39 protein-coding genes are annotated in these 25,814 nt (G+C 69.4%); 1 reads left to right on the top strand and 38 read right to left on the bottom strand.

What is annotated here, in order from left to right; all coding sequences use genetic code 11:
* Positions 1 to 395: 395 nt before the first annotated feature.
* The 33 genes from D4B81_RS11325 to rpsJ form a co-directional block, all read right to left on the bottom strand.
* Positions 396 to 1,370, bottom strand: coding sequence for a zinc-binding dehydrogenase (locus tag D4B81_RS11325; RefSeq protein WP_122262765.1), 975 nt, complete (start codon positions 1,368 to 1,370; stop codon positions 396 to 398).
* Entirely contained in the window at positions 1,370 to 2,230 is an 861-nt protein-coding gene (truA, locus tag D4B81_RS11330) for a tRNA pseudouridine(38-40) synthase TruA (RefSeq protein ID WP_122262766.1), read from the bottom strand. The genes D4B81_RS11325 and truA overlap by 1 nt, the downstream gene beginning before the upstream one ends.
* Before the next feature lie 85 nt (positions 2,231 to 2,315).
* Positions 2,316 to 3,260 carry a 50S ribosomal protein L17 gene (gene rplQ, locus D4B81_RS11335; RefSeq protein WP_122262767.1) on the bottom strand — a complete coding sequence of 315 codons (945 nt, stop codon included), beginning with the start codon at positions 3,258 to 3,260 and terminating at the stop codon, positions 2,316 to 2,318.
* A gap of 31 nt (positions 3,261 to 3,291) precedes the next feature.
* Complete coding sequence (locus tag D4B81_RS11340) at positions 3,292 to 4,317, bottom strand: DNA-directed RNA polymerase subunit alpha (RefSeq protein WP_122262768.1); 1,026 nt, start codon at positions 4,315 to 4,317, stop codon at positions 3,292 to 3,294.
* A 160-nt stretch (positions 4,318 to 4,477) separates the two neighbouring features.
* Complete coding sequence (gene rpsD, locus D4B81_RS11345; protein WP_097188178.1) at positions 4,478 to 5,086, bottom strand: 30S ribosomal protein S4; 609 nt, start codon at positions 5,084 to 5,086, stop codon at positions 4,478 to 4,480.
* A gap of 27 nt (positions 5,087 to 5,113) precedes the next feature.
* The gene (rpsK, locus tag D4B81_RS11350) at positions 5,114 to 5,521 is read right to left on the bottom strand and encodes a 30S ribosomal protein S11 (protein ID WP_097188179.1); all 408 of its coding nucleotides are present in this window, start codon (positions 5,519 to 5,521) and stop codon (positions 5,114 to 5,116) included.
* Between the two features lie 80 nt (positions 5,522 to 5,601).
* Positions 5,602 to 5,979: a 30S ribosomal protein S13 gene (rpsM, locus tag D4B81_RS11355; RefSeq protein ID WP_122262769.1), complete on the bottom strand. Its 378-nt coding sequence runs from the start codon at positions 5,977 to 5,979 to the stop codon at positions 5,602 to 5,604.
* Between the two features lie 214 nt (positions 5,980 to 6,193).
* Positions 6,194 to 6,307 (bottom strand): 50S ribosomal protein L36, encoded by a 114-nt coding sequence (gene rpmJ / locus D4B81_RS11360; RefSeq protein ID WP_006592630.1) that lies wholly within the window; start codon positions 6,305 to 6,307, stop codon positions 6,194 to 6,196.
* 70 nt (positions 6,308 to 6,377) lie between these two features.
* Complete coding sequence (infA, locus tag D4B81_RS11365; protein ID WP_022925313.1) at positions 6,378 to 6,599, bottom strand: translation initiation factor IF-1; 222 nt, start codon at positions 6,597 to 6,599, stop codon at positions 6,378 to 6,380.
* A gap of 152 nt (positions 6,600 to 6,751) precedes the next feature.
* The gene (gene map, locus D4B81_RS11370) at positions 6,752 to 7,621 is read right to left on the bottom strand and encodes a type I methionyl aminopeptidase (RefSeq protein WP_122262770.1); all 870 of its coding nucleotides are present in this window, start codon (positions 7,619 to 7,621) and stop codon (positions 6,752 to 6,754) included.
* A gap of 23 nt (positions 7,622 to 7,644) precedes the next feature.
* Positions 7,645 to 8,244, bottom strand: coding sequence for an adenylate kinase (locus D4B81_RS11375; RefSeq protein ID WP_122262771.1), 600 nt, complete (start codon positions 8,242 to 8,244; stop codon positions 7,645 to 7,647).
* On the bottom strand, positions 8,244 to 9,569 hold the full coding sequence (gene secY / locus D4B81_RS11380; RefSeq protein ID WP_097188183.1) for a preprotein translocase subunit SecY: 1,326 nt from the start codon (positions 9,567 to 9,569) through the stop codon (positions 8,244 to 8,246). Before secY ends, D4B81_RS11375 begins: the two co-directional genes overlap by 1 nt.
* Positions 9,570 to 9,747: 178 nt before the next feature.
* Complete coding sequence (gene rplO, locus D4B81_RS11385) at positions 9,748 to 10,230, bottom strand: 50S ribosomal protein L15 (RefSeq protein WP_122262772.1); 483 nt, start codon at positions 10,228 to 10,230, stop codon at positions 9,748 to 9,750.
* Between the two features lie 2 nt (positions 10,231 to 10,232).
* Positions 10,233 to 10,415, bottom strand: coding sequence for a 50S ribosomal protein L30 (gene rpmD, locus D4B81_RS11390; protein WP_122262773.1), 183 nt, complete (start codon positions 10,413 to 10,415; stop codon positions 10,233 to 10,235).
* Positions 10,415 to 11,077 (bottom strand): 30S ribosomal protein S5, encoded by a 663-nt coding sequence (gene rpsE, locus D4B81_RS11395; RefSeq protein ID WP_097188186.1) that lies wholly within the window; start codon positions 11,075 to 11,077, stop codon positions 10,415 to 10,417. The genes rpmD and rpsE overlap by 1 nt, the downstream gene beginning before the upstream one ends.
* Before the next feature lie 31 nt (positions 11,078 to 11,108).
* Positions 11,109 to 11,483 carry a 50S ribosomal protein L18 gene (gene rplR, locus D4B81_RS11400; RefSeq protein ID WP_097188187.1) on the bottom strand — a complete coding sequence of 125 codons (375 nt, stop codon included), beginning with the start codon at positions 11,481 to 11,483 and terminating at the stop codon, positions 11,109 to 11,111.
* A 3-nt stretch (positions 11,484 to 11,486) separates the two neighbouring features.
* Complete coding sequence (rplF, locus tag D4B81_RS11405) at positions 11,487 to 12,026, bottom strand: 50S ribosomal protein L6 (RefSeq protein WP_097188188.1); 540 nt, start codon at positions 12,024 to 12,026, stop codon at positions 11,487 to 11,489.
* Between the two features lie 30 nt (positions 12,027 to 12,056).
* Positions 12,057 to 12,455, bottom strand: a complete 399-nt coding sequence (rpsH, locus tag D4B81_RS11410) for a 30S ribosomal protein S8 (RefSeq protein ID WP_097188189.1) — start codon at positions 12,453 to 12,455, stop codon at positions 12,057 to 12,059.
* 113 nt (positions 12,456 to 12,568) lie between these two features.
* Entirely contained in the window at positions 12,569 to 12,754 is a 186-nt protein-coding gene (locus tag D4B81_RS11415; protein ID WP_097188190.1) for a type Z 30S ribosomal protein S14, read from the bottom strand.
* A 3-nt stretch (positions 12,755 to 12,757) separates the two neighbouring features.
* Positions 12,758 to 13,360, bottom strand: coding sequence for a 50S ribosomal protein L5 (gene rplE / locus D4B81_RS11420; protein WP_122262774.1), 603 nt, complete (start codon positions 13,358 to 13,360; stop codon positions 12,758 to 12,760).
* A 2-nt stretch (positions 13,361 to 13,362) separates the two neighbouring features.
* The gene (rplX, locus tag D4B81_RS11425; RefSeq protein WP_122262775.1) at positions 13,363 to 13,716 is read right to left on the bottom strand and encodes a 50S ribosomal protein L24; all 354 of its coding nucleotides are present in this window, start codon (positions 13,714 to 13,716) and stop codon (positions 13,363 to 13,365) included.
* A gap of 3 nt (positions 13,717 to 13,719) precedes the next feature.
* On the bottom strand, positions 13,720 to 14,088 hold the full coding sequence (rplN, locus tag D4B81_RS11430) for a 50S ribosomal protein L14 (protein ID WP_097188193.1): 369 nt from the start codon (positions 14,086 to 14,088) through the stop codon (positions 13,720 to 13,722).
* Positions 14,089 to 14,220: 132 nt separating this feature from the next.
* On the bottom strand, positions 14,221 to 14,568 hold the full coding sequence (rpsQ, locus tag D4B81_RS11435; protein WP_122262776.1) for a 30S ribosomal protein S17: 348 nt from the start codon (positions 14,566 to 14,568) through the stop codon (positions 14,221 to 14,223).
* 2 nt (positions 14,569 to 14,570) lie between these two features.
* Positions 14,571 to 14,822, bottom strand: coding sequence for a 50S ribosomal protein L29 (rpmC, locus tag D4B81_RS11440; RefSeq protein ID WP_097188195.1), 252 nt, complete (start codon positions 14,820 to 14,822; stop codon positions 14,571 to 14,573).
* Positions 14,822 to 15,241: a 50S ribosomal protein L16 gene (gene rplP, locus D4B81_RS11445; RefSeq protein ID WP_097188196.1), complete on the bottom strand. Its 420-nt coding sequence runs from the start codon at positions 15,239 to 15,241 to the stop codon at positions 14,822 to 14,824. The genes rpmC and rplP overlap by 1 nt, the downstream gene beginning before the upstream one ends.
* The gene (gene rpsC / locus D4B81_RS11450; RefSeq protein ID WP_122262777.1) at positions 15,241 to 16,110 is read right to left on the bottom strand and encodes a 30S ribosomal protein S3; all 870 of its coding nucleotides are present in this window, start codon (positions 16,108 to 16,110) and stop codon (positions 15,241 to 15,243) included. The genes rplP and rpsC overlap by 1 nt, the downstream gene beginning before the upstream one ends.
* Positions 16,110 to 16,487: a 50S ribosomal protein L22 gene (gene rplV, locus D4B81_RS11455; protein ID WP_097188349.1), complete on the bottom strand. Its 378-nt coding sequence runs from the start codon at positions 16,485 to 16,487 to the stop codon at positions 16,110 to 16,112. Before rplV ends, rpsC begins: the two co-directional genes overlap by 1 nt.
* Positions 16,488 to 16,516: 29 nt before the next feature.
* Positions 16,517 to 16,798: a 30S ribosomal protein S19 gene (gene rpsS / locus D4B81_RS11460; RefSeq protein ID WP_097188198.1), complete on the bottom strand. Its 282-nt coding sequence runs from the start codon at positions 16,796 to 16,798 to the stop codon at positions 16,517 to 16,519.
* An 18-nt stretch (positions 16,799 to 16,816) separates the two neighbouring features.
* The gene (gene rplB, locus D4B81_RS11465; protein WP_097188199.1) at positions 16,817 to 17,653 is read right to left on the bottom strand and encodes a 50S ribosomal protein L2; all 837 of its coding nucleotides are present in this window, start codon (positions 17,651 to 17,653) and stop codon (positions 16,817 to 16,819) included.
* 40 nt (positions 17,654 to 17,693) lie between these two features.
* Entirely contained in the window at positions 17,694 to 17,996 is a 303-nt protein-coding gene (gene rplW / locus D4B81_RS11470) for a 50S ribosomal protein L23 (protein WP_202613668.1), read from the bottom strand.
* Entirely contained in the window at positions 17,993 to 18,664 is a 672-nt protein-coding gene (gene rplD / locus D4B81_RS11475; protein ID WP_097188200.1) for a 50S ribosomal protein L4, read from the bottom strand. Before rplD ends, rplW begins: the two co-directional genes overlap by 4 nt.
* Positions 18,665 to 18,672: 8 nt before the next feature.
* Positions 18,673 to 19,341, bottom strand: a complete 669-nt coding sequence (rplC, locus tag D4B81_RS11480; protein ID WP_122262778.1) for a 50S ribosomal protein L3 — start codon at positions 19,339 to 19,341, stop codon at positions 18,673 to 18,675.
* Between the two features lie 8 nt (positions 19,342 to 19,349).
* Positions 19,350 to 19,658, bottom strand: coding sequence for a 30S ribosomal protein S10 (rpsJ, locus tag D4B81_RS11485; protein WP_006946210.1), 309 nt, complete (start codon positions 19,656 to 19,658; stop codon positions 19,350 to 19,352).
* A gap of 341 nt (positions 19,659 to 19,999) precedes the next feature.
* Between rpsJ and D4B81_RS11490 the strand changes: the two genes are divergently transcribed.
* Positions 20,000 to 20,479 (top strand): DUF2599 domain-containing protein, encoded by a 480-nt coding sequence (locus D4B81_RS11490; RefSeq protein ID WP_122262779.1) that lies wholly within the window; start codon positions 20,000 to 20,002, stop codon positions 20,477 to 20,479.
* Position 20,480: 1 nt separating this feature from the next.
* Here the strand turns inward: D4B81_RS11490 and D4B81_RS11495 are convergent, their stop codons facing one another.
* The 5 genes from D4B81_RS11495 to rpsL all read right to left on the bottom strand — a co-directional run bounded on the left by D4B81_RS11495 (position 20,481) and on the right by rpsL (position 25,553).
* Complete coding sequence (locus D4B81_RS11495; RefSeq protein ID WP_337189875.1) at positions 20,481 to 21,050, bottom strand: YceI family protein; 570 nt, start codon at positions 21,048 to 21,050, stop codon at positions 20,481 to 20,483.
* Between the two features lie 129 nt (positions 21,051 to 21,179).
* On the bottom strand, positions 21,180 to 22,373 hold the full coding sequence (gene tuf, locus D4B81_RS11500) for an elongation factor Tu (RefSeq protein ID WP_097188202.1): 1,194 nt from the start codon (positions 22,371 to 22,373) through the stop codon (positions 21,180 to 21,182).
* A gap of 120 nt (positions 22,374 to 22,493) precedes the next feature.
* Positions 22,494 to 24,596 carry an elongation factor G gene (gene fusA, locus D4B81_RS11505; protein ID WP_097188203.1) on the bottom strand — a complete coding sequence of 701 codons (2,103 nt, stop codon included), beginning with the start codon at positions 24,594 to 24,596 and terminating at the stop codon, positions 22,494 to 22,496.
* A gap of 112 nt (positions 24,597 to 24,708) precedes the next feature.
* Positions 24,709 to 25,179: a 30S ribosomal protein S7 gene (gene rpsG / locus D4B81_RS11510; RefSeq protein ID WP_097188204.1), complete on the bottom strand. Its 471-nt coding sequence runs from the start codon at positions 25,177 to 25,179 to the stop codon at positions 24,709 to 24,711.
* Positions 25,179 to 25,553: a 30S ribosomal protein S12 gene (gene rpsL, locus D4B81_RS11515; RefSeq protein WP_097188205.1), complete on the bottom strand. Its 375-nt coding sequence runs from the start codon at positions 25,551 to 25,553 to the stop codon at positions 25,179 to 25,181. Before rpsL ends, rpsG begins: the two co-directional genes overlap by 1 nt.
* Between the last annotated feature and the right edge of the window lie 261 nt (positions 25,554 to 25,814).

The following is a 25,814-nucleotide window of genomic DNA, read 5'->3' on the forward strand; positions in this document are numbered from 1 at the left end:
GTGGCACAACAAAACAATACATTGGCATCAATATCTGACACGCTGTTGAGTTCTCAAGGATCGGACGCACATCGCCGGTTCGACCACGCAGTTCGCGTGACGCCCCGTGCGAGGCAACCTCTCTACCTTACCTGACCGCCGCCGCACGCTCCAAATCCGAGGACCTGGGAGGAGTGAGGGGGTGATCTGGGGGCGTTCGCTGCGCTCCGCTCTCGCGTCTGCAGCGAAGTGAAACACTACACCTCCTCTCGCCGGGCGTGCAAATCCGCCTGTCCCTCCCCCGCCGACCCGTGGGGCCCGCCTACGCCCGCGGCGCGTGGAGGCGCAGGTCAGCGGCCTTGCACCGCGCGTGGCCTGAGTTGCAGACCGCGCGTGGCCGCCCTGCCCCGGCGGGGTCAGGCCACCTCGATGCCGATCTGCCCCACCACGTCGCCGGCCTCCATCTTGGCGAGGGCCGCGGCCGTGTCGACGAGGGGGAAGACGCTGTCCACCTGGGGGCGCAGTGCCTTCGTCGTCACGAAGGCCCCGAGGCGCCGGAGCTCGTCGAGGGTGCCCATGGTCGAGCCGAGTACGCGCAGCTGCTTGAAGAAGATCTTGGTGAGCTCGGCCCGCTCGGGTGCGTCCCCGGAGGTGGCGCCGCAGATGACGATCGAGCCTCCGGGGCGCAGGGCGTTCACCGAGTGCGTCCACGTCGCCGCGCCCACGCTCTCCAGGACCGCGTCCACCCGCTCGGGAAGACGCTCCCCCGTCTCGAAGGCCCGGTCTGCGCCCAGCCCCAGGGCCCGCTCCCGCTTCGCCCCGTCCCTGCTCGTCACCCACACCCTGAGGCCGGCGGCCGAGCCCAGCTGCACCAGGGCCGTGGCGACCCCGCCACCGGCGCCCTGGACCAGCACGGTGTCACCGGGTGCGACGCCGGCGTTGCTGAACAGCATCCTGTAGGCCGTGAGCCAGGAGGTGGAGAGCGCGGCGGCCTCCACCCGGGTCAGGTGGGCCGGGCGGGGGATCCAGTGCCCCTCGGGCACCGTCACCTGCTCGGCCAGCGTCCCCTGATGGCGCTCGGACAGGAGCGAGCGGCGAGGGTCCAGGGTGAGGTCGCCGGTCCACCCGGGGGTCCCCCCCACCACGGGGTAGATCACCACGTCGCCCGCCTCGGGGTGGTGCGCCACGGCGTCGCAGCCCAGGATCATCGGCAGCTGCTCCGCACCCAGCCCGACCCCCCGCAGGCTCCAGAGGTCGTGATGGTTCAGGCCCGCCGCGACCACCGGCAGGCAGCGCCATCCCTCCGTCGGCCGTGGCTCCGGCCGCTCCCCCACCTCGAGGGCCTCGAGAGGATGGTCGGGGTCGAGGCGGGCGGCGTAGGCGGCGAGCATCAGGAAACCCTATCCTCGCCCGTCGCGCCCGGGAGGACGCGGATCGCCCGGGAGTCGACGGCCCGCTCGCCGAGCTCCGCGTCCGTCCCCGGGTAGACGATCTCCTCCAGGCACAACCCGTGGGCCGGCATCACCTGGACGCCCGGGTCCCGACGCCGGGCCGCGAGCACGTCGGCGGGCCAGGTCGGCGCCCGGCGGCCCTCCCCCACGGCGACGACGGCGCCGACCAGCGCACGCACCATGCTGTGGCAGAAGGCGTCGGCCTCCACGGTGCCGACGAGCACCCCGTCCGGCTGGCGCTCCCAGCGGTAACCGAGCAGGGTCCGCACCGTCGTCGCCCCCTCCCTGGGTCGACAGAAGGCAGCGAAGTCGTGCAGCCCCAGGAGGGTGGACGCAGCCCGGTCCATCGACGCCTCGTCCAGGTTTCGGCGGACGACGACGGTGTCCCGGCGCCGCAGCGGGTCGAGCTCGGGTGCCCGGTCGCACAGCCGGTAGGTGTACCGGCGGCGCAGGGCGGAGAAGCGGGCGTCGAACGCCTCGCAGACGGCAGCGGTCCGTCGCACCACGATGTCGGGAGGCAGGACCCCGCGCAGCCGCGCGGTGAGGGCCTCCCCCGGCGGACGGTCCGAGCGGCCGGGGACCGAGCGCCATACCTGCTCGTCCACGTCGACGTGGGCGACGGAACCCCGCGCGTGCACCCCCGCGTCGGTGCGACCGCCGACCGTCAGCGAGGGCGTCCCGGTCCTCAGGACGGTGCCCAGGGCGCGGGCCAGCTCCTCCTCCACGGTCCGCAGCCCGGGCTGGCGGGCCCAGCCGGAGAAGTCGGTCCCGTCGTAGGCGAGGTCGATCCGGATACGCACCGCCCCATCCTGCCCCACACGACGAGGCCGCCCACCCCGGTCGGGGTGGGCGGCTGTCGTCAGTGGGTCGTCGGCCGGGCCGGCGTCACTTCTCCTCGGCGGTGCCGAGGTCGGCACCTGCGTCCAGCGCCTGCTCACCGGCGCCGCCGGCGGGCTCGAACCCCGCGGCCTCGGCGGCGTCGCCGGAGCTGAACCACACCTCGGCCTCGGTCTGCTCGTACCAGCGCGAGCCGGGGACGTGGTACTTCATCGAGTTGGCGTTGCCCTTGACGTCGAAGCCCTCCGGGGCCGTGCCGTCCTCGGTGGCGGGGCGGCTGTCGGGACCGAAATCACGGGCACCTGCACCAGCCGACGCGTCCGCGTCCTGAGAGCCGGCCGAGACCATGGCGGCCTCGGTGGTGTCCTCGGTCGCCAGGTCCGCGGTGTCGGTGACGTCCGCCACCTCACCGGGGGCGGCGACCTCGGCGCCCTGCTCGGCGGCGCTGTCGGCCGCCTCGACCTCGGCCTGGGCGGCCTCGACCGCGGCGTCGTCGGTGGTCGTGGGCTCCTCGGTCGCGAGCTCGGCGTCGGAGATCGGCGCGGCGGCCGCTGCGTCTGCCGTGCCTCCCCGGCGGTCCTTCGCGGCGCGCTTGGTGGCGCCCTCGGCCTGGGTGACGACCGCCTTCTTCGCGACGGCCTCGCGAACCAGCTCGATCACGGCCATGGGGGCGTTGTCGCCCTTGCGCGGCGCGATCTTGGTGATCCGGGTGTAGCCGCCCTGACGCTCGGCCATGTCGGGGGCGATCTCGGTGAAGAGACGGTGCACGACGCCCTTGTCCCGGATCATCGCGAGGACCTTGCGGCGGTTGTGCAGGTCACCGCGCTTGGCGAACGTGACCATGCGCTCGGCCAGCGGACGCAGCCGCTTGGCCTTGGCCTCGGTCGTGGTGATGCGGTCGTGCTCGAACAGCGCGGTCGCCAGGTTGGACAGGATCAGGCGCTCGTGCGCCGGACCGCCACCGAGGCGCGGGCCCTTCTTGGGTGCGGGCATGGTTACTCCTTATGGCTCAGGCTGGTGGGGATCAGTACTGCTCGTCCTCGACGAAGGCGGCGTCGCCCTCGTCGTCGTAGGACTCGTCCTCGAAGGAGCCCGACGCGCCCTCGAACCCGGGGGGGCTGTCCTTGAGGGCCAGGCCCATCTCGGCGAGCTTGTCCTTGACCTCATCGATGGACTTGGCGCCGAAGTTGCGGATGTCGAGCAGGTCGGCCTCGCTGCGGCCCACGAGCTCACCCACGCTGTGGATGCCCTCGCGCTTGAGGCAGTTGTAGGAGCGGACGGTCAGGTCGAGCTCCTCGATCGGCAGGGCCAGGTCGGAGGCCAGCGCGCCGTCACCGGCGGCGGGGCCGATCTCGATGCCCTCGGCCTCGACGTTGAGCTCGCGGGCCAGGCCGAAGAGCTCGACGAGCGTGCGACCGGCGGAGGCGAGCGCGTCCCGGGGGGCCATCGAGCGCTTGGTCTCGACGTCGACGACCAGGCGGTCGAAGTCCGTGCGCTGCTCGACACGGGTGGCCTCGACCTTGTAGGTCACGTTGAGGACGGGCGAGTAGATGGAGTCGACCGGGATCCGGCCGATCTCCTGGTCGCCGGCCTTGTTCTGCTGCGCGGAGACGTAGCCGCGGCCGCGCTCGACGGTCATCTCCATCTCGACCTTGCCGGACTCGTTGAGCGTGGCGAGGTGCAGGTCGGGGTTGTGGATCTCCACCCCGGCCGGCGGGGCGATGTCGGCGGCGGTGACGGCACCGGCGCCCTGCTTGCGCAGGTACATCACCACTGGCTCGTCGTGCTCGCTGGAGACGACGAGGCCCTTGAGGTTGAGGATGATCTCGGTGACGTCCTCCTTGACCCCGGGGATCGTGGAGAACTCGTGCAGCACGCCGTCGATGCGGATGCTGGTCAGCGAGGCGCCGGGGATGCTCGAGAGCAGGGTGCGACGGAGGGAGTTGCCGAGGGTGTAGCCGAAGCCAGGCTCCAGCGGCTCGATGGAGAACCGGGAGCGGTGGTCGGAGACGACCTCCTCGGACAGGGTGGGACGCTGTGCGATGAGCACTGTTCTGTTTCCTTTCCACGGGCGACCGCTATATGACGCCCGGTGAGGTGCCGGCGCGGGGCCGGCTGTCGGGACCACCTCTGTCCGTGGTCCTGACGTCGGGCGGGTATGACGCGTGACGCCATACCCGCCCGGGGTCCGGGGGCAGTGCCCCGGGGGGTCAGTTCTTGGAGTAGAGCTCGACGATCAGCTGCTCGGTGAGGATCGTGTCGATCTGCTCACGGGTGGGCAGCTGGTGGATGAGGATCTTCAGCGAGCCGGGGATGACCTTCATCCAGGCCGGGACCGGGCGGTCGCCGAAGGTCTCGCGAGCGAGCTGGATGGGGAACGTCTCGACCGACTGCCGGCGGACCTCGATGATGTCGTACTGCGAGACGCGGTAGGACGGCACGTCGACGCGCTGGCCGTTGACCATGAAGTGACCGTGGGTCACCAGCTGGCGGGCGGCGCGACGGGTGCGGGCCAGGCCGGCGCGGTACACCACGTTGTCCAGCCGCGACTCGAGGATGACGAGGAGGTTCGCACCGGTCTTGCCGGGCCGGCGGGCGGCCTCGGCGTAGTACCGGCGGAACTGCTTCTCCATGACGCCGTAGGTGAAGCGGGCCTTCTGCTTCTCCTGCAGCTGGGTCAGGTACTCCTTCTCCTGGGACCGGCGGCGGCCGTGCTGCCCCGGGGGGAAGGGGCGCAGGTCGAAGTTCTTGTCTCCGCCGACGAGGTCGACCTTGAGCCGGCGGGACTTCTTGGTGATGGGTCCGGTGTAACGGGCCATGATTTCTCTACCTAATCCTTCCGGTGCTCAGTTGCGACGCTTCTTGGGCGGACGGACACCGTTGTGCGCCTGGGGCGTCACGTCGGAGATCGCGCCGACCTCCAGGCCGGCGGCGGTCAGCGAACGGATGGCCGTCTCACGGCCCGAACCCGGGCCCTTGACGAACACGTCGACCTTCTTCATGCCGTGCTCCATCGCGCGGCGGGCAGCGGCCTCGGCGGCCATCTGCGCGGCGTAGGGGGTCGACTTGCGCGACCCCTTGAAACCGACCTGGCCCGACGAGGACCAGGCGATGACGGCACCGGTCGGGTCCGTGATCGTGATGATGGTGTTGCTGAACGTGCTCTTGATGTGAGCCTGCCCGAAGGCGATGTTCTTCTTCTCCTTGCGGCGCACCTTGCGGGCGCCGGCAGCCTGACGGCTCTTGGGGGGCATTGCGTTTCTCCTGACGGAAGATCAAGTCTGTCGTGCGTGGGCGGTGCCCGGTGGTCGGGGGACGAGAGCCCCCCGACGGATTACTTGCCGGCCTTCTTCTTGCCGGCGACCGTGCGCTTGGGACCCTTGCGCGTGCGCGCGTTGGTCTTGGTGCGCTGACCGTGCACCGGCAGGCCGCGGCGGTGCCGCAGGCCCTGGTAGCTGCCGATCTCCACCTTGCGGCGGATGTCGGCGGCCACCTCACGGCGCAGGTCACCCTCGAGGCGGAAGCTGCTCTCGAGGTGGTCGCGCAGGGCGACCAGCTGGTCCTCCGTCAGGTCCTTGACGCGGGTGGACGGGTCGACGCCCGTGGCCTCCAGCGTCTGCTCGGCGCGGGTGCGGCCCACGCCGAAGATGTAGGTGAGAGCGACCTCGACGCGCTTGTCGCGCGGGAGGTCGACACCGATGAGTCGTGCCATGTGGCGTGCTCCTGTGGAGTCGAGCGAGAGTGTGGGTACAGCACCGGTCCGCATCCTCTGTGGTGGGCTCGTGCCCGCGGTCCCCGGCTCTCGCGGCCGGGGGTGACGTCCCGTGTCGACGGGGGTCGGGTGCTGCTGTTCGTCGTGTCGAGCTATATGCAGTTGTGTCGTGGCTGTCGCGAAGCTGCGACGTGTGCGGAGGTCGGCCCTCTGCTCAGCCCTGGCGCTGCTTGTGGCGCAGGTTCTCGCAGATCACCATGACCCGCCCGTTGCGGCGGATCACCTTGCACTTGTCGCAGATCTTCTTCACGCTCGGCTGAACCTTCATGGCCTGCCTGCTTTCGGGTGATCTGGATGGGTGTGCGTGCAGTGTGGAGCCCCCGTCGCCGGGGGCTCGGTCAGCGGTAGCGGAAGACGATGCGTCCGCGAGTCAGGTCGTACGGGCTGAGCTCCACCACGACCCGGTCCTCGGGGAGGATCCGGATGTAGTGCTGACGCATCTTGCCGGAGATGTGAGCGAGCACAACGTGACCGTTGGTCAGCTCGACCCGGAAGTTCGCGTTCGGAAGGGCCTCGACTACCGTGCCCTCGATCTCGATGACGCCGTCCTTCTTCGCCATGTCCTCCACTTTTCGCGTGATTGTCACTGCTGTCGGCCCACGGGGACCGACATGCCATCGTACGGGATTGGCAACCCCCAAGGCCAATCGCGTCCCCGTGGCCGCCACCCTCCCCCGCCCGCGGACGGTCCGGCATGGCGAGCGGGGTCGCGTCAGTCGGCCAGCGGGGCGAAGGGTGCGGCCCGGGAGGTCAGCTGTGCCTCTCCCCCGTCGTGGGCGGTGAGCACCCACAGCCCACGGTCGGTCACCGCGACGGTGTGCTCCCAGTGCGCCGAGCGGCTGCCGTCGGTGGTGACCACCGTCCAGTCGTCGTCCAGCGTGCGGGTCTCGATGGTGCCGAGGGTGACCATCGGCTCGATGGCGAAGGTGCCGCCGCTGGGCACCGTCGGGCCCGCGGACGTCACGGCGTAGTTGGGCACCTGGGGGTCCATGTGCATCTCGCGTCCGATGCCGTGCCCGACATAGTCCTCCAGGATGCCGTAGCTGCTCACGCTGCCCTGGGCCCGTCGCCGCTCCAGCGCGGCCTCGACCGAGGCCTCCACCGCGTCGCCCACGGCGTACAGCCGACCACCCGCCCGCAGCGCGGCGATCCCGTCCCACAGCGAGGCCTCGGTGTCGTCCGTCAGCGCCAGGTCCGCGGCGCTCCCCCTGTCCCGGCCGCCCACGACGAGCGTCACCGCCGCGTCCCCGTGCCACCCGTCGAGGACGGCACCGCAGTCGATCGAGACGAGGTCGCCGTCGCGCAGCACCCGCTCGCCGGGCACGCCGTGCACGACCTCCTCGTTGACGGAGATGCACAGACTGCCCCGGAAGCCGTGGTAGCCGAGGAAGCTCGGCACCGCTCCGGCGGCCCGGATGTCCTGCTCGGCCAGACGGTCGAGCTCGAGGGTGCTGGTGCCCGCGGCCGCGCGATCGACGGAGCGCTGCAGGGTGTCCGCGACGACCAGGCCGGCGCGACGCATGGCGCGCAGCTGGTCCTCGGTCTTCGCCTCGATCCGGGTCCTGCGACGGAAGATCGACATCAGGTATGCCGTCCGCGCGCGGCTCAGGCTCCGGCGGGGCGGCCGGAGCGACCGGCCCGGACGCCGGAGAGTACCTGCTCGATGCGCCCGGTGACCTCCTCGACCGTCCCCATGCCGTCCACGCGCTGCAGCAGCCCGCGCTCACGGTAGACGGCGGCCAGGGGAGCGGTCTCCTCGGCGTACAGACGCATCCGCTCGCGGATGACGTCCTCGGTGTCGTCCGCGCGGCCCTGCTCCACGGCCCGGGCCAGCAGCCGGCCGACCACCTCCTCGGTGTCGACGGTCAGCTCGACGACGGCGTCGAGCGCGTGGTCGGTCTCCGCGAGCATGTCGTCGAGGGCCAGCACCTGGCCGGTGGTCCGGGGGTAGCCGTCGAGCAGGAACCCGTCGACGGCGTCGGTCTCGGCGATCCGGTCGCGCACGATCGCGTTGGTGATCTCGTCGGGGACGTAGCCGCCGGAGGCGGTGATCTCCTTGACCTGCAGACCCAGGGGCGTCTCGTTGCGGATGTTCGCGCGGAAGATGTCCCCCGTGGAGATCGCGGGGACGCCGTGGGCCGCGGAGACGAGCGCCGCCTGGGTGCCCTTCCCGGCGCCGGGCGGGCCGAGCATGATCAGACGCATCAGCGGAGGAACCCTTCGTAGTCGTGCTGCTGGAGCTGGGACTCGATCTGCTTCACCGTCTGCAGGCCCACCCCGACGATGATGAGGATGGAGGCGCCGCCCAGCGGGAAGTCCACGATCTGGAGGGCGTTGAAGGCGATGAGCGGCATGAGCGCGAGCGCGGCCAGGTAGATGGCACCGACGGTGGTGATCCTGGTGATCACGTACTGGAGGTACTCGGCCGTGGGGCGGCCCGCCCGGATGCCGGGGATGAAGCCGCCGTAGCGCTTCATGTTGTCGGCCACCTCGGTGGGGTTGAAGGTCACCGACACGTAGAAGAAGGTGAAGAAGATCAGCATCGCGACGTAGATCGCCATGTAGACCCAGTGCGTGCCCTGGCCCGAGAAGCCCATCGACAGGTAGCGGTCCACGAACGTCACCCACTCCGGCGACGTCTGCGTCGGGTCGGTCGGCCGGGAGAAGTTGGCGGCCAGCTGCGGCAGCATCAGGATCGAGCTGGCGAAGATGATCGGGATGACGTTGGCCATGTTCAGCTTCAGCGGGATGTAGGTCGACGTGCCGCCGTACTGGCGTCGCCCGATCATCCTCTTGGCGTACTGCACCGGGATGCGCCGCTGGCACTGCTCGACGTAGACCACGGCCGCGACGATGGCCAGGCCCATGAGCATCACCAGGACGAAGGTCGTCGCGGACTGCTGGTAGATGGCGCCGAAGGAGGCGGGGAAGGTCGCGGCGATCGAGACGAAGATGAGCAGCGACATCCCGTTCCCGATCCCCTTCTCGGTGATCAGCTCGCCCAGCCACATGATGAGGCCGGTCCCGGCCGTCATCGTCAGCACCATGAGCAGCAGCGCGGGCACGCTGTCGTCCGGCATCACCGTCGCGCAGGCGCCGCCGAAGAGCCGTGCCGGTTCCCGGGCGATGGTGACCAGCGTCGAGGCCTGGAGCACCGCGAGGCCGATGGTGAGCAGCCGGGTGTACTGCGTCATCTTCGTCTGCCCCGCCTGCCCCTCCTTCTTCAGCGCCTCGAAGCGCGGGATGACGACGGTCAGCAGCTGCACGATGATCGCGGCGGTGATGTACGGCATGATCCCGAGCGCGAAGATCGACAGCTGCATCATGGCGCCGCCGGAGAACAGGTTGGCCATCCCCAGGACGCTGCCTGCGGAGGTGGCCACCTGCTGGCACTGCTGGACGAGCGAGTAGTCGATGCCCGGGCTCGGGATGTGGGTGCCCAGCCGGTAGATCGCCATGATCGCGAGCGTGAAGAGGATCTTCTTGCGAAGATCCGGCGTCTTGAACGCACGCACGAAGGCGGAGAGCATTCAGGTCCTCCTGTGGGTCCCCGGCGAGCGGCGCGTCAGCGCTGCCGTGAGGACCGGGGAGTGGGCATGATCGAAGCGACGATAACACCCGGGTGGGCGGGGGGAACAACGGCCGAAGGCCCCGGCTCGTCCGCGACGAGCCGGGGCCTTCGGCAGACCGGGTCAGACCGGGTGGTGGTCAGGCCTCGGTGGCGGACCCGCCGGCGGCCTGGATCTTCGCCCTGGCGGAGGCCGAGAACTTGCTGGCGGTCACGTCGACCTTGACCGAGATCTCACCGTCGCCGAGCACCTTGACCAGGTGGCCCTTGCGGACCGCGCCCCGCTCCACGAGGTCGGACACCGTGACGGTGCCGCCCTCCGGGAAGAGGGAGCCCAGCTGGTCCAGGTTGACGACCTGGTAGGTGGTCTTGAACGGGTTCTTGAAGCCACGCAGCTTGGGCAGCCGCATGTGCATCGGCGTCTGACCACCCTCGAACGCGGCGGGCACCTGGTAACGGGCCTTGGTGCCCTTGGTGCCACGGCCCGCGGACTTGCCCTTGGACCCCTCACCGCGACCGACGCGGGTCTTGGCGGTGCGGGCGCCGGGCGCCGGGCGCAGGTGGTGGACCTTCAGCGCGGCGGTGCCGTTCTGCCTGTCCGTCCTGGCGGTGCTGTCTGCCATGCTCACTCAACCTCCTCGACGGTCACCAGGTGGGCGACCGTGCGGACCATGCCCCGGAACTCCGGGCGGTCCTCCTTGACGACGGTATCGCCGATCCGCTTCAGACCAAGGCTGCGCACCGTCTCACGGTGCATGTGCTTGGTCCCCACGGTCGACCTGACCTGGGTCACCCTCAGACGGGCCATCACGCACCTGCCTTCGCCTCGGCACGCGCCTCGGCGCGGGCCCGCAGCATCGCGGCGGGCGCGACCTCCTCGACCGTCTTGCCGCGGCGCGCGGCCACGGCCTCCGGCTGCTCGAGACCCTTGAGGGCCGCGACGGTGGCGTGCACGATGTTGATCGAGTTGTCCGAGCCGAGCGACTTGCTCAGCACGTCGTGGATGCCGGCGCACTCGAGCACGGCGCGCACGGGCCCGCCGGCGATGACACCGGTACCGGCGCTGGCCGGCTTGAGCAGGACGACGCCGGCCGCGGCCTCACCCTGGACGGGGTGCGGGATGGTGCCGCCGATGCGGGGGACGCGGAAGAAGTTCTTCTTCGCCTCCTCCACACCCTTGGCGATCGCGGCGGGCACCTCCTTGGCCTTGCCGTAGCCGACGCCCACGGTGCCGTCGCCGTCGCCGACCACGACGAGCGCGGTGAAGCTGAAGCGGCGGCCACCCTTGACGACCTTGGCCACGCGGTTGATCGTGACGACGCGCTCCAGGTACTGGTTGCGCTCCTCCTCACGACCGCCGCGGCGGTTGTCCCGGTCACGGCCGTCACGGCCGCCCCGACGGTTGTCGCGGGAGTCGCCGGCAGCGCTGCTGCCGTCGCCGGTTCCGCGGCGCTGGAAGTCACCAGCCATCAGTGGGTCCTCTTTCCGTTCTTCGGGGTCATCACAGGGACAGGCCACCCTCGCGGGCGCCGTCCGCGATCGCGGCGACGCGACCGGCGTACCGGTTGCCACCACGGTCGAAGACGGCCGTGCCGACGCCGGCGGCCTGGGCGCGCTCGGCGAGCAGCTCGCCCACCCGGCGCGCCTTGGCGGTCTTGTCGCCGTCCAGGGCGCGCAGGTCGGCCTCCATGGTCGAGGCGGACGCCAGGGTCGCGCTCCGGGTGTCGTCGACCAGCTGGACGAAGACGTGGCGCGAGGAGCGGTTGACCACGAGGCGCGGCCGCTCGGCCGTCCCGGTGACCTTCTTGCGGAGGCGCTCGTGACGACGGCCGCGCGCGGCCGTCTTGGTCTTGGCGCGCTTGATGATCTGGGCCATGGCTTACTTACCAGCCTTTCCGACCTTGCGGCGGATGTGCTCACCCTCGTAGCGCACGCCCTTGCCCTTGTACGGGTCGGGCTTGCGCAGCTTGCGGATGTTGGCAGAGACCTCGCCGACCTGCTGCTTGTCGATGCCCGTGACCGAGAACCGGGTGGGGCTCTCGACCTGGAAGGTGATGCCCTCCGGGGCCTTGATGAGGATGGGGTGCGAGTAGCCGAGGGCGAACTCGAGGTCGGTGCCCTTGGCCGTCACCCGGTAACCGGTGCCGTGGATCTCCAGCTTCTTGGTGTAACCGTTGGTCACACCCTCCACCATGTTGGCGATGAGGCTGCGGGTCAGGCCGTGACGGGCGCGGGAGTCGCGCTCGTCGTCGGGGCGCGAGACCTGCAGGGTGCCGTCCTCGGTCCTGGCGACCGTGATGGGCTCGACCACGTCGAGCGCGAGCTGGCCCTTGGGACCCTTGACGGTCAGGTTCGACCCGTCGATGGTCACGTCGACGCCGGAGGGGACAGGGACGGGAAGTCGTCCGATACGAGACATTCTTCTGTGCTCCTTACCTTCTGTCCCAGGTCACCAGACGTAGGCGAGGACTTCCCCACCCACGCCCTTCTCGGCGGCCTGGCGGTCCGTGAGCAGGCCGGCGGACGTGGAGATGATCGCCACGCCCAGCCCTCCCAGCACCCGGGGCAGGTTGGTGGACTTGGCGTACACGCGCAGGCCCGGCTTGGACACGCGGCGGACACCCGCGATGGAACGCTCGCGGTTGGGACCGTACTTGAGGTCGATGACGAGCGTCTGGCCCACCTCGGCCTCCTCGGCGGTCCAGCTGCCGATGTAGCCCTCGGCCTTGAGGATGTCGGCGATGGTCGCCTTGAGCTTGGAGTACGGCATGCGGACCTGGTCCTTGTGCGCCGAGTTGGCGTTCCGGATGCGGGTCAGCATGTCCGCGATCGGGTCGGTCATGGTCATGGGGCTTCTCGCCCTTTCTCATCGCGGTTTCACGCTGTTCACGGGTATGCCGTGGGTCGCGCGACCTGCGATGTTCCAGGTGGTTCGGTTCTCTGGTCTGGGGACTGCTGGGGTTACCAGCTGGACTTGGTGACGCCCGGCAGCTCGCCGCGGTGCGCCATCTCACGCAGGCAGATCCGGCACAGGCCGAACTTGCGGTACACCGAGTGCGGACGGCCGCACCGCTGGCAGCGGGTGTAGGCACGCACCGCGAACTTCGGCTTGCGGTTGGCCTTGTTGACGAGAGCGGTCTTCGCCATGGGTCAGTTCTCCTTGAACGGGAAGCCCAGGTGCTTCAGCAGCGCCCGGCCCTCGTCGTCGTTGGTGGCGGTGGTGACGACCGTGACGTCCATGCCTCGGACGCGGTCGATCCTGTCCTGGTCGATCTCGTGGAACATGGACTGCTCCGTCAGACCGAAGGTGTAGTTGCCACGCCCGTCGAACTGCCGCGGCGAGAGGCCGCGGAAGTCCCTGATGCGCGGCAGGGCGAGCGAGAGCAGGCGGTCGAGGAACTCCCACATGCGATCGCCGCGCAGCGTCACGTGGGCGCCGATCGGCATACCCTCGCGCAGCTTGAACTGGGCGATCGACTTGCGGGCCTTGGTGACCTGCGGCTTCTGGCCGGTGATGGTGGCCAGGTCGCGGATCGCGCCCTCGATCAGCTTGCTGTCGCGGGCGGCCTCGCCGACCCCCATGTTGACGGTGATCTTGACCAGGCCCGGCACCTGCATCGGATTGCCGTAGCCGAACTCGGAGGTCAGCGCCGGCGTGATCTCCTCGGCGTACCTCGTCTTGAGGCGGGGCACCTGACGCGGGGCCGCCGGCTCCGGGGTCGCCTCGGTGGTCTCGTTGATGGTGTCAGTCATGCTCACAGATCCTTACCCGAGCGCACCGCGACGCGGGTGCGCACCGTCTTGCTCCGGTCGGAGCCGTTGTCACGCTCGACCTCCTCGACGCGGGTCCGCACGCGGGTCGGCGTCTTGGTCTCCGGGTCGACCACCATCACGTTGGAGATGTGGATGGGAGCCTCCTGGACCTGGATGCCGCCGGTGTTGACGCCACGCTGGCCGCTGGCGCGGGTGTGCTTGGTGATGCGGTTGACGCCCTCCACCAGGACCCGGTCGGTCTCGGTGTAGACGGCGATGACGCGGCCCTGGAGGCCCTTGTCCTTGCCCGCGATGACCTGCACGAGGTCGTTCTTCTTGATCTTGATCTTCGCCATGGCTCAGATCACCTCCGGCGCCAGCGAGACGATCTTCATGAACTTCTTGTCGCGCAGCTCGCGGCCCACCGGGCCGAAGATGCGGGTGCCCCGGGGGTCACCGTCGTTCTTGAGGATCACCGCGGCGTTCTCGTCGAAGCGGATGTAGGAACCGTCGGGGCGGCGGCGCTCCTTGCGGGTGCGCACCACGACAGCCTTGACGACATCACCCTTCTTGACGTTGCCGCCGGGGATGGCGTCCTTGACGGCGGCCACGATGGTGTCCCCGATGCCCGCGTAGCGACGGCCGGAGCCGCCGAGCACACGGATGCACAGGATTTCCTTGGCACCGGTGTTGTCGGCGACGCGAAGTCGCGACTCCTGCTGGATCACTGTTCGTACTCCTAGATGTCAGCTGGTCCTCCTCCCGCGAGCTGCGGGCCGAGCCTGGCCGAACGTCGTGAATGTGTAGCGGGGGGTCCCCGGGGAAGCGTGCGGTGGAGGCAGCTCTCCGGGATGGTTCTGTTACTTGGCCTTCTCGAGGATCTCCACCACGCGCCAGCGCTTGGTGGCGCTGAGCGGGCGGGTCTCCATGATCAGCACGAGGTCGCCGATGCCGGCGGTGTTGGCCTCGTCGTGAGCCTTGACCTTGTGGCTCTTGCGCAGCACCTTGCCGTAGAGCGCGTGCTTGACGCGGTCCTCGACCGTGACGGTGACGGTCTTGTCCATCTTGTCGCTCACCACGTAGCCCTGACGGGTCTTGCGGTAGTTGCGGTCACCGCCGTGGCCCAGCGCGTGGGAGTCCGGGCCGTGGGGCTCCGGGGCGGTGCCCGGCGCCGTGGTGTCCTCGGTGCTCACAGTGTTCTCGCTCATCCTCAACCCACCTTCTCGTTCGTCTCGGCGGCGTCCCGGCCGATGCCGAGCTCGCGCTCGCGCATCTCCGTGTAGATCCGCGCGATGTCCTTGCGGACGGCGCGGAGCCTGCCGTGGTTCTCGAGCTGGCCGGTGGCCGACTGGAACCGCAGGTTGAACAGCTCCTTCTTGGCCTCCGCCAGCGCGTCGGCCAGCGGGCCGTCCTCCAGCCCGCGCAGCTGCTCGGGGGTCAGGTTCTTGGAACCGACTGCCATCAGATGTCACCACCCTCACGCGTGACGAAGCGGGTCTTCATGGGGAGCTTGTGCATCGCCAGGCGCATGGCCTCGCGGGCCACGTCCTCGGTCACGCCGGAGAGCTCGAAGAGCACGCGACCCGGCTTGACGTTGGCGATCCACCACTCGGGCGAGCCCTTGCCCGAGCCCATGCGGGTCTCGGCGGGCTTCTTGGTGATGGGACGGTCCGGGTAGATGTTGATCCAGACCTTCCCGCCACGCTTGATGTAGCGGGTCATCGCGATACGCGCCGACTCGATCTGCCGGTTGGTGACGTAGGCGGGCTCGAGGGCCTGGATGCCGTAGTCGCCGAACGCGATCTCCGTGCCGCCCTTGGCCCGGCCGCTGCGGCCGGGGTGGTGCTGCTTCCGGTGCTTGACTCGACGGGGAATCAACATCAGGACTGCTCTCCCTCGGTGGTGGCGGGGGCGGCCTCGACGGGAGCCGCGCCAGCGGCGTCCGCGGCCTCGGTCCCGCCCTGGGGGGCCTCGTCACGGCGCGGGCCGCGGCCGGTGCCACGACGCTCGCCGCGCTCGGCACGGTCGCCGCGGGGGCCACGCTCGGGCCGGCCGCCGCCGCGGCGGTCGCCGCGCGGGGCCTGGGAGGCCTCCTCGCGGGCGAGCTCCTTGGCGGTCAGGTCGCCCTTGTAGATCCAGACCTTGACACCGATGCGACCGAAGGTCGTCTTGGCCTCGTAGAAGCCGTAGTCGATGTTGGCGCGCAGCGTGTGCAGCGGCACCCGGCCCTCGCGGTAGAACTCCGAGCGGGACATCTCGGCGCCGCCGAGCCGACCGGAGCACTGGATCCGGATGCCCTTGGCACCGGCCCGGAGCGAGGACTGCATCCCCTTGCGCATGGCGCGACGGAAGGTGACGCGCGCGGCCAGCTGCTCGGCGATGCCCTGGGCGACCAGCTGCGCGTCGATCTCCGGGTTCTTCACCTCGAGGATGTTCAGCTGCACCTGCTTGCCGGTGAGCTTCTCGAGCTCGCTGCGGATGCGGTCGGCCTCGGCGCCGCGGCGGCCGATGACGATGCCGGGGCGCGCGGTGTGGATGTCCACGCGGACACGGTCACGGGTGCGCTCGATCTCCACGCGGGCGATGCCGGCACGGTCCATGCCCTCCGAGAGCAGGCCGCGGATCGCCACGTCCTCCTTCACGTAGTCGCGGTAGCGCTGACCCGGCTTGGTCGAGTCGGCGAACCAGCGGCTGCGGTGGTCGGTCGTGATGCCCAGGCGGTAGCCGTACGGGTTGATCTTCTGCCCCATCAGCGGGCACCTCCCTTGGTCTTGCCGGTCGGACGGGGCGCGACGCGCACGGTGATGTGCGACGTGCGCTTGTTGATGCGGCTGGCGCGGCCCTGGGCACGCGGCCGGAACCGCTTCATGGTCGGGCCCTCGTCGACGAAGGCCGCGGACACGTACAGGTCCGCCTCGTCGAAGGCCTGGCCGGCCTGGTCCGCCGCGAAGCGGGCGTTGGCCACGGCGCTGTCGAGCACCTTGAGCACGACCTCGCTCGCCGCCTGCGGGGCGAACCGCATGAGGGCGACCGCCTCCGGGATGTTCTTGCCCCGGATGAGGTCGACCACACGGCGCGCCTTCATGGGCGTGACGCGGACGAACCGCGCCTGCGCCTTGGCTTCCATGGTGGTTCCTTCGTTGGTCGTGGTCGTGCTCACCGTCGACGGCCCTTCTTGTCGTCCTTCTCGTGACCCTTGAACGTGCGGGTCGGAGCGAACTCACCGAGCTTGTGGCCGACCATCGACTCGGTCACGAAGACCGGGACGTGCTTGCGGCCGTCGTGCACGGCCAGCGTGTGGCCGAGCATGTCGGGGGTGATCATCGACCGGCGGGACCAGGTCTTGATGACGTTCTTCGTGCCGGCCTCGTTCTGCGCGTCCACCTTCTTGACAAGGTGGTCGTCGACGAACGGGCCCTTCTTCAGGCTGCGAGGCATGTCTCGTTAACTCCCTGCTCAGCGCTTCTTGCCGGTCCGGCGACGACGCACGATGAGCTTGTCGCTGGGCTTGTTGGGCTTACGGGTGCGGCCCTCGGGCTGACCCCACGGGCTGACCGGGTGCCGGCCACCTGAGGTCTTGCCCTCGCCACCACCATGGGGGTGGTCGACCGGGTTCATGACGACACCACGGACGGTCGGGCGCTTGCCCTTCCACCGCATGCGGCCGGCCTTGCCCCAGTTGATGTTGCTCTGCTCGGCGTTGCCGACCTCGCCGACGGTCGCGCGGCAGCGCGCGTCGACGTTGCGGATCTCGCCGGAGGGCATGCGCAGCTGGGCCATCGAGCCGTCCTTGGCGACCAGCTGGACGCGGGTGCCGGCGGAGCGCGCGATCTTGGCCCCGCCGCCCGGGCGCAGCTCGATGCAGTGCACGACGGTACCGACCGGGATGTTGCGCAGCGGCAGGTTGTTGCCGGGCTTGATGTCGGCCGACGGGCCGTTCTCGACGACGTCGCCCTGCTTGAGACGGTTCGGCGCGACGATGTAGCGCTTCTCGCCGTCGGTGTAGTGCAGGAGCGCGATGCGCGCGGTGCGGTTGGGGTCGTACTCGATGTGCGCGACCTTGGCGTTCACGCCGTCCTTGTCGGCCCGGCGGAAGTCGATCACGCGGTAGGCGCGCTTGTGACCGCCACCGATGTGGCGCGTCGTGATCCGGCCGGACGCGTTGCGACCACCGGTCTTGGACAGCGGCTTGACCAGCGACTTCTCGGGGGTGCTGCGGGTCACCTCGACGAAGTCGGCCACGCTCGAGCCACGACGACCAGGCGTCGTCGGCTTGTACTTGCGGATAGCCATGTGGGGGGTTCCTCTACCTCTCGTCTCGACTCTCGGCAGCTCAGAGAGTGCCGAAGATGTCGATGGTGCCTTCGCGCAGCGTCACGATCGCGCGCTTGGTGTCCTTGCGCTTGCCCATCCCGAACCGCGTGCGACGGGTCTTGCCCTGGCGGTTGAGGGTGTGCACCGAGCTGACCTTGACGCCGAAGATGCTCTCGACGGCCTTCTTGATCTCGGACTTGTTGGAGCGGGGGTCCACGATGAAGGTGTACTTGCCCTGGTCCAGCAGCGCGTACGACTTCTCGGAGACGACCGGCGCCAGCAGGATGTCGCGCGGGTCCTTGTTCACGACGGGGGTGCTCACTGGGTCTCCTCCTGAGCCTCGACCTTGGTGGCGCCCTTGTCGGCACCGGCGATGAAGGCCTCGAGCGCCGCCTGGGTGAAAACCACGTCGTCGGAGCACAGCACGTCGTAGGTGTTGAGCTGGTCGACGAACAGGACGTGCACCTGGGCCAGGTTGCGCAGGCTCCGCAGCCCGATCTCGTCCGCGCGGTGGATGACCACGAGGAGGTTCGGGCGCTCGCTGAGGCCGGAGAGGGCGCTGGCCGCGGTGCGGGTCGACGGGCTCTCGCCCTCGACCACGGCGGTCAGCACGTGGATGCGGCCGTGGCGCGCCCGGTCGGACAGGGCCCCGCGCAGGGCGGCGGCCTTCATCTTCTTGGGCGTGCGCTGCGCGTAGCTGCGCGGCTGCGGGCCGTGGACGACGCCACCGCCGGCGAACTGCGGTGCCCGGGTCGAGCCCTGGCGGGCACGGCCGGTGCCCTTCTGGCGGTAGGGCTTACGCCCACCGCCGCGGACCTCGCCGCGGTTCTTGGTGGAGTGGGTGCCCTGACGTGCCGCGGCCAGCTGAGCGACGACGACCTGGTGGATCAGCGGCACGTTGGTCTGCACGTCGAACAGCTCGGCGGGCAGCTCCATCGTGCCGGCCTCGCCGCCGGTCGGGGTGTGTACGGAGACGGTCGGAAGTGACATCGGAAGGTTCACGCCCCCTTCGCGGCCGTGCGGACCAGGACGATGCCGCCACGGGGGCCGGGGACGGCGCCCTTGATCAGCAGCAGGCCCCGGTCGGCGTCCACGGCGTGGATGGTCAGGTTGGAGGTGGTCTGGCGCACGCCACCCATGCGGCCGGCCATGCGCATGCCCTTGAAGACGCGGCCCGGGGTGGCGCAGCCACCGATCGAGCCGGGCTTGCGGTGGTTGCGGTGCGCACCGTGCGAGGCGCCGACGCCGTGGAAGCCGTGGCGCTTCATGACACCGGCGAAGCCCTTGCCCTTGGTGGTGCCCGAGACGTCGACGGTCTGGCCCGCCTCGAAGGTCTCGACACTTACCTCCTGGCCCAGGGTGTAGTCGCCGGCGTCGGCGGTCCGCAGCTCCACGAGGTGACGGCGCGGAGTGACGCCGGCCTTCTCGAAGTGGCCCCGCAGCGGCATGGTGACCTTGCGCGGGTCGATCGCGCCGTAGGCGATCTGCACGGCGTCGTACCCGTCGGTCTGCGTGCTGCGGACCTGGGTGACGACGTTCGACGCGGCCTGGATCACGGTCACGGGGATGAGGCGGTTGTCGGCGTCCCAGACCTGGGTCATGCCGAGCTTCTCGCCGAGGACACCCTTGACGCTGCGCGTGCTCTGGATGGTGTTCGTAGCAGTCATCGGCCTACTCACAGCTTGATCTCGATGTTGACGTCCGCCGGCAGGTCGAGACGCATCAACGAGTCGACCGCCTTGGGGGTCGGGTCGACGATGTCGATGAGGCGCTTGTGGGTGCGCATCTCGAAGTGCTCGCGGCTGTCCTTGTACTTGTGGGGCGACCGAATGACGCAGAAGACGTTCTTCTCCGTCGGCAACGGCACCGGGCCGACCACGGTCGCACCGGCACGGGTCACCGTGTCAACGATCTTGCGCGCCGAGCTGTCGATGACCTCGTGGTCGTACGACTTCAGCCGGATGCGGATCTTCTGTCCCGCCATCGCTTGTCTGACTCTCTCTCGTCGTCCTACAGAACATTCGGTGCCGGATGAGGCTGGACCTTCCACCGACCCCCGAGGTCGGGCGTGTCGCACGACCGGCGGAGGCAGCCCATGTCAGGATTCCCTGCGTGGGCTGGTGTTCGGTCCCGGCCTCGACCGGGGCTTGCGCTTCCGTCGCCCGCGCGGGGACCTGCGGCGAGGGGACCTCACCGCGCAGTCTCTGCGCGTGCCGGACGGACGGTGACGGGCACATGGGTGTACGCCACGCGTCAAGCAACCTGTCTAGTGTGCCACGAACGGGCGCACCGCCCAAATCGGCACCCCGACGTCGCCCTGCCACCATGTGCGGCCCCCGCTCCCGGCCCCGGGCCGTCCTCGCGGGGCTGGTCGGGCTGGTCGGGGTCGCCCTGCTGGCCGGCTGCGCCGGTCCGCCACCGGACCCGGGTATGCCGCCCGCCCCCTCGGCCGGTCAGGCCCCGGCGACCGCCTCCCCGTCCCCTCCCCCGTCACCCCCGTGCCCTGCGGCGCTGCCCGTCGGGGCGGTGACCTGGGTGGAGCGCAGCGACGGCGTGGCGCTGCGGGTCGTGCCCTCGGCGCAGCTGCGCGCCTGCGGGGGACCCTTCCGGACCGTCGAGGACCCTCCCCCGGGGTGGTCGGACCCTCTCGGAGAGGCGCCCACCGCGGACTCACCCGGGATGCTCGAGCAGTACCGCTGTCACCTGGAGCTGGCGTCCGGCGCGGACGAGTGGCACCTGGAGCCGTGGCGTCCGGTGGTGGACGACGGGGTCATGCTGGCCGCCGCGTGCAACCCGCTGCCGTAGGTCAGGACGCCTGGCCGGCGTCCTCGGTCCTGATCGCCGAGATCTCGAACTCGAGCGACACCTTCTCGGAGACGAGCACCCCGCCCTTGTCGAGGGGCATGTTCCAGTGCAGCCCGAACTCCTTGCGGTTCAGCCGCCGCGTGGCCTCGAAACCGGCGCGGAGGTTGCCCATCGGGTCGCGCTGGATGCCCAGGAGCGCGATCGGGATGGCCACCTGCTTGGTGGTGCTCTTGATCGTCAGGTCGCCGACGACCATGAAGTTGTCCTCCTCGACCTCGTCGACCGTGCTTGAGACGAACCGGATCTCGGGGTACGTCTCCACGTCGAAGAAGTCGACGCTGCGCAGGTGCTCGTCGCGCTGGGCGTTGTAGGTGTCGACGCTCGCCGCCTGGATGACGACCTCGACGGAGGACCGGGAGACCTCCTCCGCGTCGACGCGGATGACCCCCGAGACCTCCTTGAAGGTGCCGCGCACGGTGGTCACCATCGCGTGCCGGGCGGAGAAGCCGACCCGGGTGTGCGCCGGGTCGAAGCGCCACTCGCCGCTCATGGACGGGTCGAAGAGAGTCACGGGGCTGACCCTACCCGCTGGCACGTCAGGTTTCGCCCCTCGCCACGCGGTGCGGGCGGCACGCCGCACGCAGACGGGCCCCGCCACCTCGAGGAGGTGACGGGGCCCGACCTGCGAGCAGGGGTCAGGTCACTTGAGGATCTTGGTGACCCGGCCGGCGCCGACGGTGCGGCCGCCCTCACGGATGTTGAACATGAGGCCCTCCTCCATGGCGATCGGCTGGATCAGCTCGACGCGCATGTCGGTGTTGTCGCCCGGCATGACCATCTCGGTGCCCTCGGGGAGGTGCACGACGCCGGTCACGTCGGTGGTGCGGAAGTAGAACTGCGGGCGGTAGTTGTCGTAGAACGGGGTGTGACGGCCACCCTCGTCCTTGGACAGGATGTAGGACTGCGCCTCGAACTCGGTGTGCGGGGTGATGGTGCCCGGCTTGACGATGACCTGGCCGCGCTCGACGTCCTCGCGCTTGGTGCCGCGGAGCAGCAGACCGACGTTCTCGCCCGCACGGCCCTCGTCGAGCAGCTTGCGGAACATCTCGATGCCGGTGACCGTGGTCTTGGCCGAGGTCGGGCGGATGCCGACGATCTCGATCTCCTCGTTGACCTTGAGGATGCCGCGCTCGATACGACCGGTGACGACGGTGCCACGACCGGTGATCGTGAAGACGTCCTCGACGGGCATCATGAACGGCTTGTCCAGGTCGCGCTCGGGCTCCGGGATGTACTCGTCCACGGTGTCCATGAGCTCTTCGACGGTCTTGGTCCACTCGGGGTCACCCTCGAGCGCCTTCAGCGCGGAGACACGCACGACCGGCAGGTCGTCGCCGGGGAACTCGTAGGAGGACAGCAGCTCGCGGACCTCCATCTCGACGAGCTCCATGATCTCCTCGTCGTCGACCATGTCGGCCTTGTTGAGGGCCACCACGATGTAGGGGACGCCGACCTGGCGGGCCAGGAGGACGTGCTCCTTCGTCTGCGGCATCGGGCCGTCGGTGGCGGCGACCACGAGGATCGCACCGTCCATCTGGGCCGCGCCGGTGATCATGTTCTTGACGTAGTCGGCGTGCCCGGGGCAGTCGACGTGCGCGTAGTGGCGCTTCTCGGTCTGGTACTCGATGTGCGCGATGGAGATCGTGATGCCGCGCTGACGCTCCTCGGGAGCCTTGTCGATCGAGTCGAACGGGGACGCCTCGTTCAGGTCCGGGTACTTGTCGTGCAGCACCTTGGAGATGGCAGCCGTCAGCGTGGTCTTGCCGTGGTCGATGTGTCCGATGGTGCCGATGTTGACGTGCGGCTTCACGCGCTCGAACTTGGCCTTAGCCACTGGGGTCCTCCTGTTGGACGTGTTGCGATCGTCACCGGTTGGGTACCGGGGGCGACGGTCATGATTTCTGATGGATGGTGGTGCTTCGGTCCATCACTCCGCGGACGGAGTGAGGTCAGCTCACTCGCCGCGGACCTTCTTGATGATCTCCTCGGCCACGTTCCGCGGAACCTCGGCGTAGGAGTCGAACTGCATGGTGTAGTTGGCGCGACCCTGCGTCTTGGAGCGGAGGTCACCAACGTACCCGAACATCTCGGAGAGCGGGACCACGGCCCGGACGATCTTGGCCCCGGAGATGTCCTCCATGGCCTGGATCTGGCCGCGGCGGCTGTTGAGGTCGCCGATGACGTCGCCCATGTACTCCTCGGGCGTGCGGACCTCGACGGCCATCATCGGCTCGAGCAGGGCCGGGTCGGCCTTGCGGGCGGCCTCCTTGAAGGCCATCGAGCCGGCGATCTTGAACGCCATCTCCGAGGAGTCGACGTCGTGGTAGGCGCCGTCGAGCAGGGTGGCCTTCACCCCGACGACCGGGTAGCCGGCGAGGATGCCCAGCTGCATCGCGTCCTGGATGCCGTGGTCGACCGAGGGGATGTACTCCTTCGGCACGCGGCCGCCGGTGACCGAGTTGTCGAAGACGTACATCTCGCCCTCGCTCGTGTCCATCGGCTCCAGGGCGATCTGGATCTTGGCGAACTGGCCCGACCCACCCGTCTGCTTCTTGTGGGTGTAGTCGAACTTCTCCACCTTGCGGCGCAGCGTCTCGCGGTAGGCGACCTGGGGCGCGCCCACGTTGGCCTCGACCTTGAACTCGCGCTTCATCCGGTCCACGAGGATGTCGAGGTGCAGCTCGCCCATGCCGCCGATGACGGTCTGGCCGGTCTCCTCGTCCAGGCGGACGGTGAACGTGGGGTCCTCCTGGGCCAGCTTCTGGATCGCGGTGCCCAGCTTCTCCTGGTCGCCCTTGGTCTTCGGCTCGATCGCCACGTGGATGACCGGCTCCGGGAACGTCATCGACTCGAGGATGATCTGCTCGCTGATGTCGCAGAGGGTGTCCCCGGTCGTGGTGTCCTTGAGGCCGATGACCGCGTAGATGTGCCCCGCGGAGACCTTCTCCACCGGGTTCTCCTTGTTCGCGTGCATCTGGAACAGCTTGCCCAGGCGCTCGCGACGACCCTTGGTGGCGTTCATCACGGGCGAGCCCGCGGTGATCTCGCCGGAGTAGACCCGGATGTAGGTCAGGGTGCCGAAGAAGGGGTGCGAGGCGATCTTGAACGCCAGCGCGGCGAACGGCTCCGTGGTGGCGGGGTCGCGGGTGATGACCGTCTCCTCGTCACCCGGCTTGTGCCCCTCGGTGGGGGGCAGGTCGAGCGGGGAGGGCAGGAAGTCGACGACCGCGTCGAGCAGCGGCTGGACGCCCTTGTTCTTGAAGGCCGTGCCGCAGAAGACGGGGTTGACCTCGCCGGCCAGGGTCAGCGCTCGCACGCCGGCCTTGATCTCGTCCTCGGTCAGGTCCTCGCCGCCGAGGTACTTCTCGAGCAGCTCCTCGTCGGCCTCGGCGACCTTCTCGACCAGGGCGCTGCGGTACTCGTCCGCACGCTCCTTGAGGTCGGCCGGGATCTCCTGCTCCTCGTAGTCCTGACCGAGGGCGGTCTCCTTGGGCCACACGAGGGCCTTCATGGTGACCAGGTCGACCATGCCGATGAAGTCGGACTCCGCACCGATGGGCAGCTGCATGACGAGCGGCGTCGCGCCGAGGCGGTCCACCATCGTCTGCACCGAGAAGTAGAAGTCGGCGCCCATCTTGTCCATCTTGTTGATGAAGCACATGCGGGGCACGCCGTACTTGTCGGCCTGGCGCCAGACGGTCTCGGACTGGGGCTCGACGCCCTCCTTGCCGTCGAAGACGGCGACGGCGCCGTCGAGGACGCGCAGGTTGCGCTCGACCTCGACGGTGAAGTCCACGTGGCCGGGCGTGTCGATCAGGTTGATCTGGGTGCCGTGCCAGAAGCTGGTGACGGCGGCGGAGGTGATGGTGATCCCCCGCTCCTTCTCCTGCTCCATCCAGTCGGTGGTCGACGCACCGTCGTGCGTCTCACCCATCTTGTGGTTGACACCCGTGTAGAACAGGATGCGCTCGGTGGTCGTCGTCTTGCCGGCATCGATGTGCGCCATGATGCCGATGTTGCGGACCTTGTGCAGGTCCGTCAGGACGTCCTGTGCCACGGTCTCTCTCTCTGGTTGGTCGTCTCGTGCGGTCTGCCGTGCGGGCGGCGGGAGGTGAGGGCGCGTGCCTGCGCCGGGGGCGCGGGCACGTCATACCCTCACCTCCCGGCGATCACCAGCGGTAGTGGGCGAACGCCTTGTTGGCGTCGGCCATCTTGTGCGTGTCCTCACGGCGCTTGACCGCGGCGCCGAGGCCGTTGCTGGCGTCGAGGATCTCGTTCATCAGGCGCTCGGTCATCGTCTTCTCACGACGCTGGCGGGCGTAGCCCACGAGCCAGCGCAGGGCGAGCGTGGTCGAGCGGTTGGGCTTGACCTCGATCGGCACCTGGTAGGTGGCGCCACCGACGCGGCGGGACTTGACCTCCAGCGAGGGCTTGACGTTGTCGAGCGCGCGCTTGAGGGTCTGCACCGGGTCGGTGCCGGACTTGGCGCGGCAGCCCTCGAGGGCGCCGTAGACGATGCGCTCGGCGGTGGACTTCTTGCCGTCCGTGAGGATCTTGTTGACGAGCTGGGTGACCAGCTGGCTGCCGTAGACCGGGTCCTGGATCAGCGGGCGCTTGGGAGCGGGGCCCTTACGAGGCATTACTTCTTCTCCTTCTTGGCGCCGTAGCGGGAGCGGGACTGGTTGCGCCCCTTGACGCCCTGGGTGTCCAGGGACCCGCGGATGATCTTGTAGCGGACGCCGGGAAGGTCCTTCACACGACCACCGCGCACGAGCACGATCGAGTGCTCCTGCAGGTTGTGGCCCACGCCCGGGATGTAGGCCGTGACCTCGACGCCGCTGGTTAGGCGCACACGGGCGACCTTGCGCAGGGCGGAGTTCGGCTTCTTCGGGGTGGTGGTGTAGACGCGGGTGCAGACGCCGCGGCGCTGCGGGTTGCCCTTGAGGGCCGGTGAGTCGGACTTCTTCACCTTGTCCGAGCGGCCCTTGCGGACGAGCTGGTTGATCGTGGGCACTGATTCTCCGTCAGTCGATGTGGTCGTGCGGTCTCCGGCTGGGGGCCGGCCCCGCTCCTTGGGTTGTGCCTGTCCGTGGACCTCCGGGAGCCGGTGGTCCGGGACCTGCTGCTCTCCCCCGCACTTCCCGACCGGCCCGCCCGTGGTGCATGATGTGCGTTCACGGGGTGGACCGGGCGGACTGCCCGGCGAGAGGTGTCTGCGCCGGGGACGACATCGTCGCCCGCCAGCGCGCGTGCGGGACCTAGCCCGCACACGGCT

The sequence above is a fragment of the Ornithinimicrobium cerasi genome, assembly GCF_003702705.1.
GTDB classification, from domain to species: Bacteria; Actinomycetota; Actinomycetes; order Actinomycetales; family Dermatophilaceae; genus Ornithinicoccus; species Ornithinicoccus cerasi.